The organism is Ruegeria sp. AL2, assembly GCF_056540845.1.
Window position 1 is genome coordinate 467252 of sequence record NZ_JBQFXM010000001.1, and the last position, 16596, is coordinate 483847.

Below are 16596 nucleotides of genomic sequence, written 5' to 3' on the forward strand. Positions count from 1 at the left end.
TTTCGCTGTCCAAAGCAGCGTCCAGTTCCTTTGCGCGCTTCTGTCGGCGTTGCGGGTGGTGCTCCGCAACTCAAAATGTAGTGCCGTGAACCGAAAATTAGGCGGAATTTAACTAGGGCTGCGGACATGAAGATTGAAAGAAAATTCACCAAACCAGATCAGGACGCCTATTCGGAACTGGATTTTGTGTCCGCGACATCTGAAATCCGAAATCCCGATGGAACCATTGTGTTCCGCCTGGAAGGGATCGAAGTTCCGTCAACCTGGTCGCAGGTGGCAAGCGACGTGATTGCCCAGAAGTACTTTCGCAAGGCTGGCGTCCCGTCCAAATTGATCAAAGTTAAGGAAAAAGACGTTCCCGAGTTCCTCTGGCGGTCGGTTCCCGCTGAAGATGCTGAGTTCGAGGGCGAAATTTCCTCAAAGCAGGTCTTTGATCGGCTGGCCGGTGCGTGGGCATACTGGGGGTGGAAAGGTGGCTACTTTTCGACCGAGGAGGATGCGCGCGCCTATTTCGACGAGATGCGGTACATGCTGGCGACTCAGCGCGCCGCGCCAAACAGCCCGCAATGGTTCAATACTGGCCTGCACTGGGCCTATGGAATCGACGGTCCGGCGCAAGGGCACCACTACGTCGACTATAAGACCGGCAAGCTGACCAAATCCAAATCCGCCTACGAACATCCGCAGCCACATGCCTGCTTCATCCAGTCCGTTGAAGATGATCTGGTGAACGAAGGCGGCATCATGGATCTATGGGTGCGCGAGGCACGGTTGTTCAAATACGGCTCGGGCACCGGGACCAACTTCAGCCATCTGCGTGCAGAAGGCGAGGCGCTGTCAGGTGGCGGTAAGTCTTCGGGGCTGATGGGCTTTCTCAAGATCGGCGACCGCGCCGCTGGCGCGATCAAATCAGGCGGGACAACCCGTCGGGCAGCAAAGATGGTGATCGTCGATGCAGATCACCCTGACATCGAGAAATTCATCGAATGGAAGGTGATTGAAGAGCAGAAGGTAGCCTCGATCGTTGCCGGATCGAAGATGCACGAGAAGATGCTGAACGGCCTTTTCGAGGCTATCCGCACGTGGGACGGCGCGCAGGAAGATGCCTACGATCCGAAAAAGAACGACGCGTTGAAAACGGCGGTTCGAGAGGCAAAAAAGGTCGCGATCCCGGAAACTTATATCAAACGCGTTCTGGATTACGCCAAGCAGGGCCACGACAGCATCGAGTTCCCGACCTATGATACAGACTGGGATTCGGAAGCCTATAGCTCGGTCTCGGGGCAGAATTCGAATAACTCGATCCGCGTGACCAACGGGTTTCTGACCGCGGTGGAAAAAGACGCGGATTGGGAACTGATCAACCGCACTGACGGGAAGGTCGCCAAGACCGTCAAGGCACGGGATCTGTGGGAAAAGGTTGGCCACGCCGCCTGGGCCTGTGCGGATCCGGGTATCCAGTTCCACGACACGGTCAACGAATGGCACACGTGCCCTGAAGATGGTGAAATTCGCGGATCGAATCCGTGTTCGGAATACATGTTCCTGGATGACACGGCCTGTAACCTGGCCTCGATGAACCTGCTGACCTTCCTCAAGGACGGTGAGTTCCAGGCCGCCGATTACATGCACGCCTCGCGCCTATGGACGCTGACGCTGGAAATCTCGGTGACCATGGCGCAATTCCCGTCAAAGGAAATCGCGCAGCTGTCGTACGACTTCCGCACGCTGGGCCTTGGTTATGCCAACATTGGCGGCCTGTTGATGAACATGGGCTACAGCTATGACTCGGACGAGGGGCGGGCGATCTGCGGTGCGCTGACCGCGATCATGACCGGTGTGGCATATGCCACTTCAGCTGAAATTGCCGGTGAGCTTGGCCCGTTCAAGGGCTACAAGCGCAATGCCGAGCATATGCTGCGCGTCATCCGCAACCACCGCCGCGCGGCGCAGGGTGTGACTGAGGGGTACGAGAAACTGGCCGTCAAGCCGGTGCCTCTGGACCATGGCAACTGCCCCGACAAGCGTTTGGTCGATCTGGCCATGTCCGCTTGGGATGAGGCGCTGAGCCTTGGCGAGCAGAACGGTTACCGCAATGCACAGGCCACGGTGATTGCCCCCACAGGCACCATCGGTCTGGTAATGGATTGCGATACAACGGGGATCGAGCCCGATTTTGCGCTGGTCAAGTTCAAGAAACTGGCAGGCGGCGGTTACTTCAAGATCATCAACCGCTCGGTACCATCTGCGCTGGAAAAGCTGGGCTATTCCTCGTCGCAGATCGAAGAGATCGTATCCTACGCGGTCGGTCACGGCACAATCGGCAATGCGCCGGGGATCAACCACACCTCACTGACTGGCCACGGCTTTGGTGCCAATGAACTGGCCAAGGTGGACGCCGCGCTGGAAAGCGCCTTTGACATCCGGTTCGTCTTCAACCAATGGACATTGGGCGAAGATTTCTGCACCGGTGTTCTGGGCATTCCGGCGACCAAGCTGAATGACCCGACCTTTGATTTGTTGCGCCATCTGGGTTTCACCCGCGCGGATATCGACGCGGCCAACGACCACGTCTGCGGAACCATGACTCTGGAAGGTGCACCGCATCTGAAGGAAGAACACTACGCGATCTTCGACTGCGCCAACCCGTGCGGCAAGAAAGGCAAGCGTTTCCTTGGGGTTGGCAGCCACATCACCATGATGGCAGCGGCACAAAGCTTTATCTCGGGTGCGATCAGCAAAACGATCAACATGCCGAATGATGCAACAATCGAAGACTGCCAGAAGGCCTATGAGCTTAGCTGGTCGCTGGGTGTGAAAGCCAACGCTCTGTACCGTGACGGCTCGAAACTGTCTCAGCCCCTTGCGGCTGCGCTGGTCGAGGATGATGACGAGGCGGCCGAGGTGCTGGAAAGCGGCTCTGCTCAGGAAAAAGCCGTCGTTCTGGCCGAAAAGGTGATCGAGAAGGTTGTGGTCAAGGAAATTATCCGCAGTCATCGCGAGAAACTGCCGCATCGCCGAAAGGGGTATACACAGAAGGCCATCGTTGGCGGCCACAAGGTTTATCTGCGCACGGGTGAGTTCGAAGACGGTCAACTGGGCGAGATTTTCATCGACATGCACAAGGAAGGTGCTGGCTTCCGGGCGATGATGAACAACTTTGCCATCGCCGTGTCGGTCGGTCTGCAATATGGCGTGCCGCTGGAGGAATTTGTCGACGCCTTCACCTTTACCAAGTTCGAACCGGCAGGGATGGTGCAGGGCAACGACTCGATCAAGAACGCGACGTCGATCCTGGATTACATCTTCCGCGAACTGGCCGTGTCTTATCTGGACCGTACCGATCTGGCCCATGTGAAACCCGAGGGTGCTACCTTTGATGATCTGGGACGCGGTGAAGAGGAAGGCGTTTCCAACGTCTCGGAAATCAGTGAAACTGCGGCGTCCAAGTCGTTGGAAGTGTTAAAACAAATCAGTTCAACCGGGTATCTGCGCAAGCGTCTGCCGCAGGATCTGATGGTGTTCAACGGCAGTTATGGTGACGTGGCCGGTTTGGCAGAAACAGCAACTGTCTTTGAAGCGCCTGCCACCGAAACGGCAGTGGCAACAGGGATGGACGCCCGCACCAAAGCCAAGATGCAGGGCTATGAGGGCGACCCCTGCGGCGAGTGCGGAAACTACACGCTGGTACGAAACGGAACTTGCATGAAGTGCAACACCTGCGGCGCGACAAGCGGGTGTAGCTGAATTTAACGCCCTGGCACCCCGGGGCGTAGGGGTCGGACGCTGCCCTAAGTAACCGACCCCGACGAATACGGAGAACAGGTCTGTTACCGACTGACCATTCTCCACTCGGCCGACATGCCCGTGTTGGCCGGGAACAGGGTGGGGCGGAATATTTGCTCCTTCCCACTCTTTCACGGGGCGGGTGCGCTCGCCCCATGCGCAGTCCAGGCCGCAGGCAAAAAAACACCGGGCGGTCAACGAAATGAGCCTGGAAGGCGAAACTGACAGGGGGCTTCGGCCCCCTTTCTTTTTACCCGCCGAGTCGTCCCGGATAAGCGCCACATTGCCGGATTGAGGTGGTCCTGTCGGGCAAGAGCCGCCGATACAGGTTTTGCCGCCTTCTTCAGGCGGAGGGCCGCAAACCCGACTCGGGCAAACACGCGAAGATTGGCGTGAAATCACGAAGTTCTACCAAAGCGCGTGACGCGCCGGGGTGTCCATGTGCTTCTGGGCGCTGTCCGGACGTAAACACAAACACACCTTTCAGGAGGCACTGAAATGAAATCGCATTATTTGATCGGGCTTTCCGTGGCCGTTCTGGGCTTGCCCGGCGTTGCTTCGGCCCAATCCTCAGCCGATACCAACGGTGATGGTCTTTTGACCATCGAGGAAATTCAGGCAGTCGTACCGGAAATCAACGCTGACACTTTCTCGGCCATGGATGCCAATGGTGACGGAGCGTTGGATGCAGACGAGGTCGCGATCGCGCAGGAGGCAGGATTGCTGCCGCCCAGCGACGGGTAGGCATCGAATGAACAGGCGGCCCGATCCATTTCGGGCCGCCTTTTCCATCACCTTAGGCGGGAAGATGGATTTTGAATTTTTTCCGAATCTCGGCGTCCAGAACCGGGTCGAACCTTGCAGGGGAAGGGGTGGAAAGGATTTCCTCTTTCCGGGCTACGGCTTTTTCCACCAGATCGGGCTTGCCAAGCTCCACCCACTCTTTCGGCGAGGAGCGATCTCCGAATGTTGGATAGACGTAATCTGACTGCATCCGGCTCAGCGTTGCGTCAGTTCCCAGATAGTGGCCTGGGCCGCCCATGCATACCGCCGCCATTTGATCCAGTGCCAGCGTGTCATCCGTCACCTCGATCCCGCGTACACAGCGTTGCGCCTGTCCGATCAGATCATCGCTGAGGATAAGGCTTTCCAGGCAGAACCCCAGCAACGAGGCATGCATCCCGGCCGCCTCATACACCATGTTCAGACCGGACAGACCTGCCATGACGTTCGAACACATCTGTTCCCAGCCGGCCTGCATATCGGGCAGTTTCGAATCCGATGCGCCAGCCGCAGCTCCGCCCGGCAAGTCATAGAACCGGTGCATCTGGGCGCATCCGGCAGTCAGAAGGGCCTGTTCCCCTGAACCAATCGACATGGCACCGGTCCGCAGGTCCAGACCAAAGGGCCAGGTGCCGAAAATCGCCGGGGCACCGGGACTTACGGCATTAACATAAACCAATCCCGCCAGGCATTCCGCAGTTGCTTGCGTGATCGCACCGGCGATGGTCGACGGCGCTGTGGCACCGGCCATACCGGCAGATAGCAACAAGACAGGCATACCGGCCTTGATGCATGCTTCCATCACTTCGCAGCTTTCGGTTGCGAATTTCATTGGAGGAACAACAAAGCAGTTCGAGTTCGAAACGAAGGGGCGCTCGCGAAATTTGTTTTCACCGCCCGCAATCATATAGATCATCTCCATCGCCGGTGCGACGTGGCTTGGTTCGGTGAAGGATGTCCCGACATGTTTGAAGGACCCAGAACAACAGGCGTAAATTGTGTTGAGGTCCATTTCGAGGTTGTCCGCGATGTCACGACAGACCATTGGCCGCTGCACAAAGTGAATGTTATCAAGCTGTTGGCAGATTCGCGCGGCATCGTGCAGATCTTGCACGGTGGAATGGCGATATTCCCGACCGTGGACGTCGACCATGGACACGGCGGCCCCGGCCGTACCGTAGTGCACTTTGGTGCCCGACAATTCCAGATCGGTGTTTCCATCCCGGCTGTACAAAGTGACTGAGCGGTTCGCCTTAGCAATCGTGTCCTCGACAAGGGCACGAGGGAAACGGATACGGCCATCGTCACCCAAGGTGCAGCCCGCACCGACCAGATAGTCAATGCCACTTTGCGGGGCATCCGCCAAGCCAATGGTTTCAAGCGCGGTAAGTGCTGCTTCGTGGATGCGTTCGATCTGCGCCTGTGTCAGTACATTCAGGACGCCGCCTTCCATTCCGGGGCGGACAGGTCGCAGGTGCTCAGGCAGTGCGGTTGCACGGGCAGCACGGCGCGCGGCGCGGCCGCCACTGCGCGAAGAATTGCGGGGTTGGTCGTTCATTTCAAGAATCCGGTCGTTGAGTGATGTCTTAAGGTGTCTGCAAGCACACCTTTACGGCCGTCCTCGTGCGGCACGCCCGCGATCCGCCCCAATAGTGCGGCTGATCAGGCTGATTTTCCAGTCATCGTCTGCCATTTTGCCCCTCAACATCTTGCGCGACAATTCCAAAACGCGGCGACACAATCTGTTCTATTTGCGACCTTTGATGATTATTCATATGGACAATTCTCACGGCTTATGGGGTCAGAGAACCAAACGCCGAGATTTTCGCCCGTTTTGGAAGAAATCTGTTATACTGCATTCACTTACTTCCAAGGTCTGCTGCGCGGAGTTGAATTGTGAGCAGCAGGTCACAGATTGAATTGAAGTCTTGCCTCTGATCGAAACCAGAGCGGTGTCGCATTGAACCCGACTATGAACCCTATTTCCGTCCTTGTTGTTGCGATATTTATCGCCGGCGCTAACCCTGTTGCGGCGGAGGATTGGACTGGCGGGTATGCCGGTTTCAGTTTTGGATTTGCAGATGCCGATGGTCCGGGTGGTGCGAATGGCGATGATACGGCCTTTGGTGCGCATCTGGGCTATGACCGGGACTTTGGGAATTTCGTTCTGGGCGGTGAGTTGGAGTATAATCGGCTGTCCCTGAACCTCGGACAGTCTCAGGGCAGTCTCGACAGCATGACCAGCTTGAAATTGCGTGGTGGATATGATTTCGGTAACGCTCTGGGGTACGTGGTCGTAGGCGCAGCGCGGGCTGATACATCGGTCGACAGTGACACAGCCGCGGTTTACGGAATCGGATTGGCCTATCCGATTGGCGAGAATTTCGTCATCAGCGGTGAAGCACTGCGGCAGAATTTCGACGATGTCACCCGGTCCAGCGGCAGTCTGGACACCAATGTTTTCAACCTGCGTACGACGTTTCGGTTTTGAATGCGGCTATTCAGCCGCGTGTCGCTTGGCGAGCTGCGCTGAAAACATGCACAGGGTTCTCAAGGCACTGACAAATTTCTCATCATCCACGGTCATGGCAACCCGAATGTGCCCCGCTGCGGCCTTGCCAAAGCTTTCGCCCGGCATGACCGCAATCGCATGAGTGTCCAAAAGGGCGTTCGCAAACCCTTCACCCGTCAGCCCGGTCGCCCGTACATCCAGCATCAGATACATAGAACCCTGCGCCGGGACGAGCCCCACTGTGTTCTGTGCCGCTAATACGTCCATCGCCAATGAACGGCGGCGACGGAACGGCGCGGCGATCTTGTTTTCAAGTTCGTGTCCTGCGGTCAGTGCAAAGCTGGCCGCATCCTGAATGAACCCCGGTACGCCATAGGTTGTATGAGTAGCCAGATCTATCAGGTGACGGATCATGTATTCCGGACCAACGATCCACCCGCATCGGGACCCGGTCATGGCATGAGATTTGGACATTGATCCAACCACCAAGGTACGGTCGGCCATTCCGGGCAGCACGCGGGCGGACAGGTACTCGCCCTCCCAGATCTGGGTGTCATAGACTTCGTCTGATATCAGCCACAGGTCACGGCGTTGGCAAACATCGGCAATGGCTTCAAGTGACTGACGGGAATACACCACTCCGGTCGGGTTGTTCGGTGTGTTGATCAACAGCGAAACCGCGCCTTCCGCGGCAGCATCAATCAATTCGGCGCGCGGTTGAAATGCATCCTCTGCAGCGGTCCGAACAGCGCGGGCAATGGCCCCGGCACCGCGAATCGTCCCGGGATAGGTGGCATAATACGGGTCCAGAAACAGCCCGGTGTCGCCGGGATCGCACACAGCCATATGCGCCGCGAACAGGGCGGACTGCCCACCGGGCGTGACCAGTACATTGTTGCGCGTCGTTGGAATACCTGTGCGGGACTGAACCCGGGCAGCAACCGTATCACGCAGCAAATCTGTTCCGGGCACAGTGGCATAACCGGTGTGACCGTTGCGGGCCGACAGGCCCATAGCGTGCAGGATCGACGGGTCGGTACGAACGTCATGCTCGCCGATTGTCAATTCTGTCACGGCATGCCCTTCATTCAGCATCCGTCGGGCCCGATTGAACACCTCCCACCCGTCGCTGCCGCCGGTGATCTGCGTGATGCGCTTGGACAATTCCATGACAAGGGCCCCGGTTACTCTGCGCTGAATGGGACAGAGCGGCAGGCGTTTGTCAATCAGCTTCGCGGCGCTATCGAGGCCTGAAGTTTTTTGGTCAATGATGCGCGGACAAGGTCATAGGACACAGTCAAACGGTGGCGCATTTCGTCTGCGCCGGTGTCAAACGGAAGACGCACCCAGCTGCGGTGGAAATAGGGGGCTTTTACTCCGATCCCGGCGTCTATCAGCATCTGCGCCGTCTCGATATCAGGCGTTTTGACGGAAACACCATCATTTGCGATCCCGATACAGGCGAACATTTTGCCACCAATTTTCCAGGCGTCATGGCCACCGCCCCAGGGATCGGACAGTTCAGCGCCGGGTAGCGTTTTGCAGATGGAATTGACGAAATCTCGGTCCATGTTCGGCACTGTGCCGAACGGCGGCGGCAAACTCAACACTTGGCTTGCGAATGATCCCATGCTAACCGATGGCTCATGAACCCGGTGACCTGCATCATTATCTGCTGCATTACCTGCTGATTTATCAAGCGGGCCGGTTTCTTTCGTTTTCATCCCTGAGACAAGTTGCTAAGCCCGCGCCAACGCGCAAGCCTTTGCTGTTTCTTAGGAGCCCGACCGATGACGACGATCAAGCTGCACAACACACGGACGCGGACGAAGGAAGACTTCGTACCGATCGATCCTGAAAACGTGCGGATGTATGTCTGTGGCCCAACGGTCTATGATCGTGCCCATTTGGGTAATGCCCGTCCGGTGGTTGTGTTCGATGTGCTCTATCGCCTTTTGCGCTACGTCTATGGCGCAAAGCATGTGACCTATGTGCGCAACTTCACCGATGTGGACGACAAGATCAATGCGACGGCGCTGGCGCGCAAGCAGGCTGGTGCAGAAGGCACGCTGGAACAATTGGTGCAGGAGCGGTCGGACGAGACCATCGACTGGTACTTGCACGACATGGGGGCGTTGGGAGCGTTGGAACCCAACCAGATGCCGCGCGCGACCCAGTATATCACCCAGATGATCGCGATGATCGAAGATCTGATTGCCAAGGGCCATGCCTATGCCGCCGAAGGTCATGTTCTGTTCGCGGTCGACAGCTGGAAGAAAAGCTATGGCAAGCTGTCTGGCCGGTCGGTCGATGACATGATCGCGGGTGCGCGGGTTGAGGTCGCGCCATACAAGAAGAACCCCATGGATTTCGTGTTGTGGAAGCCTTCGACCGACGACCTGCCGGGCTGGGACAGCCCATGGGGCAGGGGACGTCCGGGCTGGCACATCGAATGCTCAGCCATGAGCTATGAACTGCTGGGCGAGAGCTTTGATATCCATGGTGGTGGCAATGACCTGATGTTCCCGCATCATGAAAACGAGATCGCGCAAAGTAAATGCGCGCACCCGCATGGGGAGTTCGCGCGGGTCTGGCTGCACAATGAGATGTTGCAGGTTGAGGGCAAGAAGATGTCCAAATCGCTGGGCAATTTCTTTACCGTGCATGATCTGTTGGAACAGGGCGTGCCGGGTGAGGTGATCCGGTTTGTCTTTCTGCAAACGCACTATCGCAAGCCGATGGACTGGACCGAGAAAAAGGCCCATGAGGCCGAGGCGACGCTGCGCAAATGGCGGGCGCTGACAGCGGGCATCAAGCCTGCCGCCAGCGCGGCACCTGAAGTCATCGCAGCACTAAGTGACGATCTGAATACGGCAGGTGCCATGAGCGAGCTTTACCGTCTGGCTTCAGATGGTGACGCCGCAGGCCTGTTGGCAAGTGCGCAACAGCTGGGTTTGCTTTTGCCTGAGATGGGCGACTGGGCCGATACCGCATCTGTCGACCTGACCGCCCATGCGGACCGTTTGGCGAAAGCACGAGCCACCGCGATGCAAAGCAAGGACTTCTCGGAAGTTGATCGCTTGAAGGCAGCTTATGTTGCGGCAGGGCTTGAGGTTCGAATGAGCAAGGAAGGTGTTGAACTGGTGCCGGGCGCCGGTTTTGATGCCGCTAAGCTGGAGGAGGTCTGATGACCAAGGAACGCCTCTACCTTTATGACACAACCCTGCGTGATGGGCAGCAAACGCAGGGCGTGCAGTTCTCGACCGCAGAAAAAGCGCAGATCGCGCAGGCGCTGGACGCATTGGGCGTGGATTACATCGAAGGCGGTTGGCCCGGCGCCAACCCGACCGATAGCGCGTTTTTCGAGGTGGCTCCGAAAACCGCGGCCCGGTTGACGGCCTTTGGAATGACCAAACGTGCAGGGCGCTCAGCCGAAAATGACGATGTGCTGGCAGCCGTGATGAATGCGGGAACGCAGGCTGTTTGTCTGGTCGGCAAGTCGCATGATTATCACGTCACCCACGCGCTTGGCATTTCACTGGAAGAGAACACGGAAAACGTGCGCGCCTCGGTCGCGCATATCGTCGCGCAGGGGCGTGAAGCGCTGTTTGATGCGGAACATTTCTTTGATGGCTACAAAGACAATCCGGAATATGCCGTGGATGTTTGTCGCGCAGCGCTAGAGGCTGGCGCGCGGTGGGTTGTTCTGTGTGACACCAATGGTGGCGCTTTGCCGTCCGAGGTTGGGCGGATTGTATCCGAGGTTATCGCAGCCGGGCTGCCCGGTGATCGGTTGGGCATTCACACCCATAACGATACCGAAAATGCCGTTGCCTGTTCTCTGGCTGCTGTTGAGGTAGGTGCACGGCAAATTCAGGGCACATTGAATGGTTTGGGCGAGCGTTGCGGCAATGCAAATCTGACCGCTTTGATCCCGACGCTGTTGCTGAAGGAACCCTATGCGTCGCAGTTTGATATTGGTGTCAGCCGTGAGGCTTTGGCTGGTTTGACCCGGATCAGCCGGATGCTGGATGATGTTCTGAATCGGGTGCCCAGCAAGCAGGCGGCTTATGTCGGGGCGTCGGCTTTTGCGCATAAGGCCGGGCTGCACGCCAGCGCGATCCTCAAGGATCCATCGACATATGAGCATGTGGAACCCGCAAGCGTCGGGAACTCGCGTATCATTCCGATGTCGAACCAAGCTGGCCAGTCAAACCTGCGTAAGCGTTTGACCGAGGCCGGTTTGCGTGTTGAGGCAGGTGACCCGGCACTTGGCCGCATCCTTGACCAGATAAAAGCCCGCGAGGCTGACGGATATTCCTATGACACCGCTCAGGCCAGTTTTGAACTGCTGGCGCGGGAAGAGCTGGGTCAATTGCCCGAGTTCTTCGAGGTTAAGCGTTACAAAGTCACCGTTGAACGGCGTAAGAACAAATACAACAAGATGGTCAGCCTGTCCGAGGCCGTTGTTGTCGTAAGAGTGGATGGCGAAAAGAAGCTGTCTGTCAGCGAATCCATGGACGAGTCAGGCAGCGACAGGGGGCCGGTGAACGCGCTGGCCAAAGCCTTGGCCAAGGATCTGGGCCAGTATTCGCAGGTACTGTCAGATATGCGTCTGGTCGACTTCAAGGTGCGGATTACGCAAGGCGGCACCGAAGCGGTCACGCGTGTCATCATTGACAGCGAAGACGGGCAGGGGCGGCGCTGGTCTACCGTGGGCGTCAGCGCGAACATAGTCGATGCGTCTTTTGAGGCGCTTCTGGATGCGATTCAGTGGAAATTGGTGCGCGATTGTGATCCGAAAAAGGCAGCTGCCGAGTGAGCGTGGTCTTTGACCAAGACGTCATAGCCTGCGCGGCACTTGTGCAACGGGCTGATCCAGATCGTTTCCGCGCAGCGATGGCTGCACCGGTTGCAGACCGTGCAGTCCTGTTCCCAATTTATGCGCTGAACGTCGAAGTTGCCCGCGCACCCTGGGTGACGCAAGAGCCGATGATCGCCGAGATGAGGCTGCAATGGTGGCGTGACGCGCTACAGGAAATTGCTGAAGGGGCAACCGTACGGCGGCACGAGGTGGTAACACCCTTGTCACGGGTTCTTTCGTCCCATCTGGCAGGCGTTTTGGATGAATATGTGGCCGTAAGGCGTTGGGATATATACCGTGACCCGTTCGAAGATCAGGAACACTTTGACGCCTATATCGATCACAGTACGGGTTCATTGTTTGTTGCATCCGCTCAGGCGCTGGGGGCAGCGGATGAACCAGCGTTGCGTGACTTTGGATATGCGGTCGGGGTGGCGAACTGGCTGAGGGCTATTCCTGAACTGGAAAGACGCGGGCGGATACCGTTGCTGGACGGCACCTACGAAGGGGTGCGTGCCTTGGCCGGGGCCGCATTGAATCGTCTGTACAAAGCCAGATCGAATCGGGCTGATATTTCGGTTGAGGCACGGTCGGCATTATATTCCGGGTGGTTGGCCGAACGGATATTGAAGCAAGCCATAGCCCGACCCGAACGTGTTGCCTCCGGTGCTCTGGTACCGGGAGAAATACAGCAGCGATTGTCCTTGATGTGGGCTGTGGGCAGCGGGCGCTGGTGATCAGGCCCGTTCCGGGTCGGCCGGTCGCAGAACCAGCCACAACAGGGCCCCGCCTGCCAGTGTCAGCAATGGGATCATTGCAAGGTTGACTGCTGTCCACCCTTCGACCGGGGACCCACCCGAGCAGTTCATCAATCCACCCGAAGCCAGCGAGGCCATAGTCACTCCGCCAAACACCAGCAAGTCGTTAAGGCCCTGCATCCGGCCGCGTTCCTGCGGCTCATGCGATGCGGCCAGCATCGTGGTCGCGCCGATAAAGCCAAAGTTCCATCCAACACCCAGAAGAATGAGGGCAACGAAAAAGTTCCCCAATTCAACGCCCTGCAAGGCGACCAGGCCAGCGGTTGCAAGAATCGCCAGACCCAGCGCAACAATCCTTTCGATACCAAACCGGGCGATCAGGTGACCGGTGAAGAAACTGGGCACATACATGGCAAGCACGTGGCTGGTAACGATGTCCGCCGCGTCATTGGCCGAGTAACCACAACCAACCACGGCCAACGGCGTTGACGTCATCACAAGGTTCATCAGCGCGTAAGATACCATGGCACATATGATGGCCACGGCGATGCGAGGTGTTTTCAACAACTCCAGTCGCGACCGCCCCTTGGGCTCGGAGCCGGTGGGTTTTGCAGGTGTTGGAATATCAAGGAAGAAGAACAGGGCGGACCCCAGAACATTGATCCCAATGACAGCCAGATAGGTGCCCAGAAAAGGGATGACATAGGCTTCGGATGTGAGTTTTACGATTTGCGGGCCAATGATGGCAGCCGCCAGTCCACCAGCCATGACATAGGAAATCGCTTTGGGGCGGAACTCGTCCGATGCGGTGTCCGCTGCGGCGAACCGGTAGAATCCGTGGGCGCTCATGTAGATGCCTGTTAACAGGCTGCCGATAAGGAAGACGGGGAAAGAGCCAAGAAACAGGCCATAGGTCCCGATCAACCCGCCCAACGCACCGGATGTCGCGCCAACAAAGAACCCGACGCGACGCCCCCATTTTTGCATGATGGCCGAAATTGGCGTGGCCGCCAGCATCGATCCCAGAACAATCAGTGAAATGGGCAATGTCGCCAGGCAGGGATTGGTTGCCAGCGACTGACCGGCCAGCCCTCCGACGATGAACATCATTGGCATCTGCGCGCCCAGAATGGCCTGCGCCGCCACTAAGACAGCAACGTTGCGTTTGGCCTGACGGTCATTAGGAAGGGTCGAGATCATGGTCATGGCGGAATGGGTATCGGCTAAGTGTTTGCGGCACAACCCGGTTGCATCTGCGGCACATGCGCCTAACGTGCCAGTAACAACCGAGCAGGGGGACTACATGCCCGTTGGCCGCATCATCGAAACGCCGGGTTGTGTGGCGGAAGGGGCTGAATGGCTGGCCCGGAGCTGCCCACGCATGGCCTATGCAATGGAACAGATTGGCCCATTGCCGCTACGTCGCCGTCCTGACGGGTTCGCGCAGCTACTGAGTGCTATCGTCAGCCAACAGGTCAGCGTGGCTTCGGCCAATGCAATATGGCAACGCCTGCAAGACGCCAAACTGACAGGTCCGCGTAAGATCATGTGGGCAACGGATGACGATCTGCGGGCCGTAGGGCTAAGCCGTCAGAAGATCCGATATGCAAAGGCGTTGGCAGAAGCGCGTATAGATTACAAAGCGTTACGTGATGTTCCTGATGCGGAGGTTGTGACCACGCTGACGCAAGTGCCAGGCATCGGCGTATGGACTGCGGAAATATACGCCATGTTCTCACTTGGTCGCGCTGACGTGATCGCCCCCGGCGACCTGGCGCTGCAAGAGGCCGCGCGCATCCTCTATGACCTGCCCAATCGCCCAACGGATAAAGAACTGCGCAAGATGGCCGAGGCCTGGTCGCCCTGGCGCTCGGTTGCGGCGCGGGTGCTGTGGGCCTATTACCGGGTTGCAAAGCAAAGAGAAGGGATCAGATGACACGGGTTTTGAATGCGCTCCGGAAAGAGCCTGTTTCGGGCGACACGCGCTCGGTTGTGGTGTTCGTGCATGGCTATGGCGCAAACGGTGCCGATCTGCTGGGTTTGGCCGACCCGCTTGGTGAACATCTGCCCGACACATTGTTCGTGGCCCCGGACGCGCCCGAGCAGATCCCCGGAATGCCCAATGGCTTTCAGTGGTTTCCGATTCCCTGGATTGACGGGTCGTCTGAGGAAGAAGCGCGCAGGGGCATGGAAATGGCGGTCGAGGACTTTAATGCCTTTCTGGATGCGCTGATGGTGGATGAAGACGTTCTGCCCGAACAGGTTGTCTTGTTTGGTTTTAGCCAGGGCACAATGATGAGCTTGTATGTCGCGCCCCGCCGCGAAGACCCCGTGGCCGGAATTGTCGCTTTCTCAGGCCGTTTGCTAGAGGCGGACCTTCTGGCAGACGAAACTGTCAGCCGGATGCCGGTATTGCTGGTGCATGGCGACGCCGACGACGTCGTCCAGCCGCAATCCTTGCCCGAAGCGGCAGAGGCCCTGCAATCCGCCGGTTTCAAAGAGGTCTACGCTCATGTCATGAAGGGCACCGGGCACGGCATCGCCCCGGACGGGCTGAGTGTGGCCCTGGCCTTCATGCGCGACAAGCTGAGCCTTTAGCCGGTAAGATTAAATCAGCAGAACACTGTCGTTTCGCATCGGATCAAGACCAAAGATGCGCTTCCGCAAACTCGACTGAGTTTCCGGCCGGGTCGCGCACGTACAAAGATCGTGCGCCTCCGGGCCAGTCAAATTCTGCGTCTACGGGGACATTCCAGTCCAGAAGGTGCTTGCGCATTACCGCGATTTCATCACGGGTCAGTACAAGACACACATGCCCGGCACCACGGGCGCCATGTGGCGGAACGGGCATGTCCGGGTTGAGGGGCGGCTGTTCCGTCTGTTCCGGGTTAAAGATCAGCAGGACCGATCCGCCAATTCGGTAAAACACGTGGCGGTCGGCGACACGCTGAATGCGTTCCAGGCCCAGTACTTCGCCGTAAAACTGTTCTGCTGCGTCCAGATCATCGACATAAAGCGACGCTTCCAGAACCGCCGAAGGGGCCGGTATTCCGGGGGTTAGTTTCATGACTCAAGTTTAGCAGATCAGGGCAGGGTATGTCACCGGCGCGGTCGACGGTCGCGTTTTCGTTGCGGTGTGGTGTTCAGGGATGGCATGGGCAGGCTGTCCCACTGGCCCGGTTCCAGATCGTCCAGAGTCCAGTCTCCGATTCGATAACGGATCAGGCGCAGGGTCGGCAGGCCCACGGCGGCCGTCATTCGACGCACCTGACGGTTTTTGCCCTCGCGTATGGACAGTTCTATCCAACTGTCTGGTACAGTCTCGCGTTCGCGGATTGGTGGGGTGCGGGGCCACAGGTCGTCTGGCTCGTCGATCTGGCGCACCTTCGCCGGACGGGTCAGGCCGTCTTTCAACTCGACGCCGTTTCGCAGCGCTTTCAGGGCGGTTTCGTCCGGGATGCCTTCGACCTGAACCCAATAGGTTTTTGCCATCTTGTGCTTGGGATCCGATATCTGCGCCTGCAACTTGCCGTGGTCAGTCAGCAGCATCAAACCTTCGCTGTCACGATCCAACCGACCGGCGGGATAAACCCCGGGCAGATCGATGAAATCGGACAGTGTACTGCGCGGAGTATCCCCATTGTCGCGGTCGGTGAACTGCGGCAGCACATCATAAGGTTTGTTGAAGCGAATGAACCAGGACATGACCCGCGCATACCCCGAATAGTGCATCCCGCGCAAGCTGTGGATAACTGTCATGCGCTTGTTACGGATTCGCATTACCCAGTTTGCGACATATTGTGGAAAATCAGGGCTTGTCAGAGTATTAACACGATATATAGTTATACTAAGGCCGGGGCGGGTGTTCCCCGCTCTGATGTCAAAAACGGGCA

The 16596-nt window shown here is 57.8% G+C and carries 14 protein-coding genes; 8 read left to right on the top strand and 6 right to left on the bottom strand.

The window, feature by feature from the left end; all coding sequences use genetic code 11:
- Positions 1-126 precede the first annotated feature (126 nt).
- Positions 127-3747, top strand: a complete 3621-nt coding sequence (locus ACR0ID_RS02340) for a vitamin B12-dependent ribonucleotide reductase (RefSeq protein ID WP_480603530.1) — start codon at positions 127-129, stop codon at positions 3745-3747.
- Positions 3748-4284: 537 nt separating this feature from the next.
- Positions 4285-4530: an EF-hand domain-containing protein gene (locus tag ACR0ID_RS02345; RefSeq protein WP_480472945.1), complete on the top strand. Its 246-nt coding sequence runs from the start codon at positions 4285-4287 to the stop codon at positions 4528-4530.
- 52 nt (positions 4531-4582) lie between these two features.
- Here the strand turns inward: ACR0ID_RS02345 and ACR0ID_RS02350 are convergent, their stop codons facing one another.
- Positions 4583-6127, bottom strand: coding sequence for a trimethylamine methyltransferase family protein (locus tag ACR0ID_RS02350; protein ID WP_480472943.1), 1545 nt, complete (start codon positions 6125-6127; stop codon positions 4583-4585).
- 414 nt (positions 6128-6541) lie between these two features.
- Here ACR0ID_RS02350 and ACR0ID_RS02355 point away from each other — a divergent pair, with 414 nt between their 5' ends.
- Positions 6542-7060, top strand: a complete 519-nt coding sequence (locus ACR0ID_RS02355) for an outer membrane protein (protein WP_480517136.1) — start codon at positions 6542-6544, stop codon at positions 7058-7060.
- A gap of 6 nt (positions 7061-7066) precedes the next feature.
- Here ACR0ID_RS02355 and ACR0ID_RS02360 read toward each other — a convergent pair whose 3' ends face one another.
- Both ACR0ID_RS02360 and ACR0ID_RS02365 read right to left on the bottom strand, forming a co-directional pair.
- Positions 7067-8251 carry a pyridoxal phosphate-dependent aminotransferase gene (locus ACR0ID_RS02360; RefSeq protein ID WP_480603532.1) on the bottom strand — a complete coding sequence of 395 codons (1185 nt, stop codon included), beginning with the start codon at positions 8249-8251 and terminating at the stop codon, positions 7067-7069.
- Between the two features lie 56 nt (positions 8252-8307).
- Complete coding sequence (locus ACR0ID_RS02365; RefSeq protein WP_209596389.1) at positions 8308-8652, bottom strand: MmcQ/YjbR family DNA-binding protein; 345 nt, start codon at positions 8650-8652, stop codon at positions 8308-8310.
- 219 nt (positions 8653-8871) lie between these two features.
- On the opposite strand from ACR0ID_RS02365, the gene cysS reads away from it, so the two are divergent.
- From cysS to ACR0ID_RS02380, 3 genes are read left to right on the top strand one after another with little or no spacing between them, the layout of a single operon-like run.
- Complete coding sequence (cysS, locus tag ACR0ID_RS02370; protein ID WP_480603534.1) at positions 8872-10269, top strand: cysteine--tRNA ligase; 1398 nt, start codon at positions 8872-8874, stop codon at positions 10267-10269.
- Positions 10269-11903: a citramalate synthase gene (gene cimA / locus ACR0ID_RS02375; protein WP_480603536.1), complete on the top strand. Its 1635-nt coding sequence runs from the start codon at positions 10269-10271 to the stop codon at positions 11901-11903. The genes cysS and cimA overlap by 1 nt, the downstream gene beginning before the upstream one ends.
- A 2-nt stretch (positions 11904-11905) precedes the next feature.
- On the top strand, positions 11906-12682 hold the full coding sequence (locus ACR0ID_RS02380; RefSeq protein WP_480603875.1) for a squalene/phytoene synthase family protein: 777 nt from the start codon (positions 11906-11908) through the stop codon (positions 12680-12682).
- Here ACR0ID_RS02380 and ACR0ID_RS02385 read toward each other — a convergent pair whose 3' ends face one another.
- Positions 12683-13909 carry an MFS transporter gene (locus tag ACR0ID_RS02385; protein ID WP_480603538.1) on the bottom strand — a complete coding sequence of 409 codons (1227 nt, stop codon included), beginning with the start codon at positions 13907-13909 and terminating at the stop codon, positions 12683-12685.
- Positions 13910-14006: 97 nt separating this feature from the next.
- Here ACR0ID_RS02385 and ACR0ID_RS02390 point away from each other — a divergent pair, with 97 nt between their 5' ends.
- Together ACR0ID_RS02390 and ACR0ID_RS02395 are read left to right on the top strand one after the other, a co-directional pair.
- Entirely contained in the window at positions 14007-14639 is a 633-nt protein-coding gene (locus tag ACR0ID_RS02390; protein ID WP_480517744.1) for a DNA-3-methyladenine glycosylase family protein, read from the top strand.
- A complete protein-coding gene (locus ACR0ID_RS02395; RefSeq protein ID WP_480603540.1) occupies positions 14636-15301 on the top strand; it encodes an alpha/beta hydrolase in 666 nt (221 codons plus the stop codon). Before ACR0ID_RS02390 ends, ACR0ID_RS02395 begins: the two co-directional genes overlap by 4 nt.
- Before the next feature lie 43 nt (positions 15302-15344).
- Here ACR0ID_RS02395 and ACR0ID_RS02400 read toward each other — a convergent pair whose 3' ends face one another.
- Positions 15345-15770 (bottom strand): VOC family protein, encoded by a 426-nt coding sequence (locus ACR0ID_RS02400; RefSeq protein WP_480603542.1) that lies wholly within the window; start codon positions 15768-15770, stop codon positions 15345-15347.
- Positions 15771-15802: 32 nt separating this feature from the next.
- A complete protein-coding gene (locus ACR0ID_RS02405; protein WP_480476745.1) occupies positions 15803-16408 on the bottom strand; it encodes an rRNA large subunit pseudouridine synthase E in 606 nt (201 codons plus the stop codon).
- Between the last annotated feature and the right edge of the window lie 188 nt (positions 16409-16596).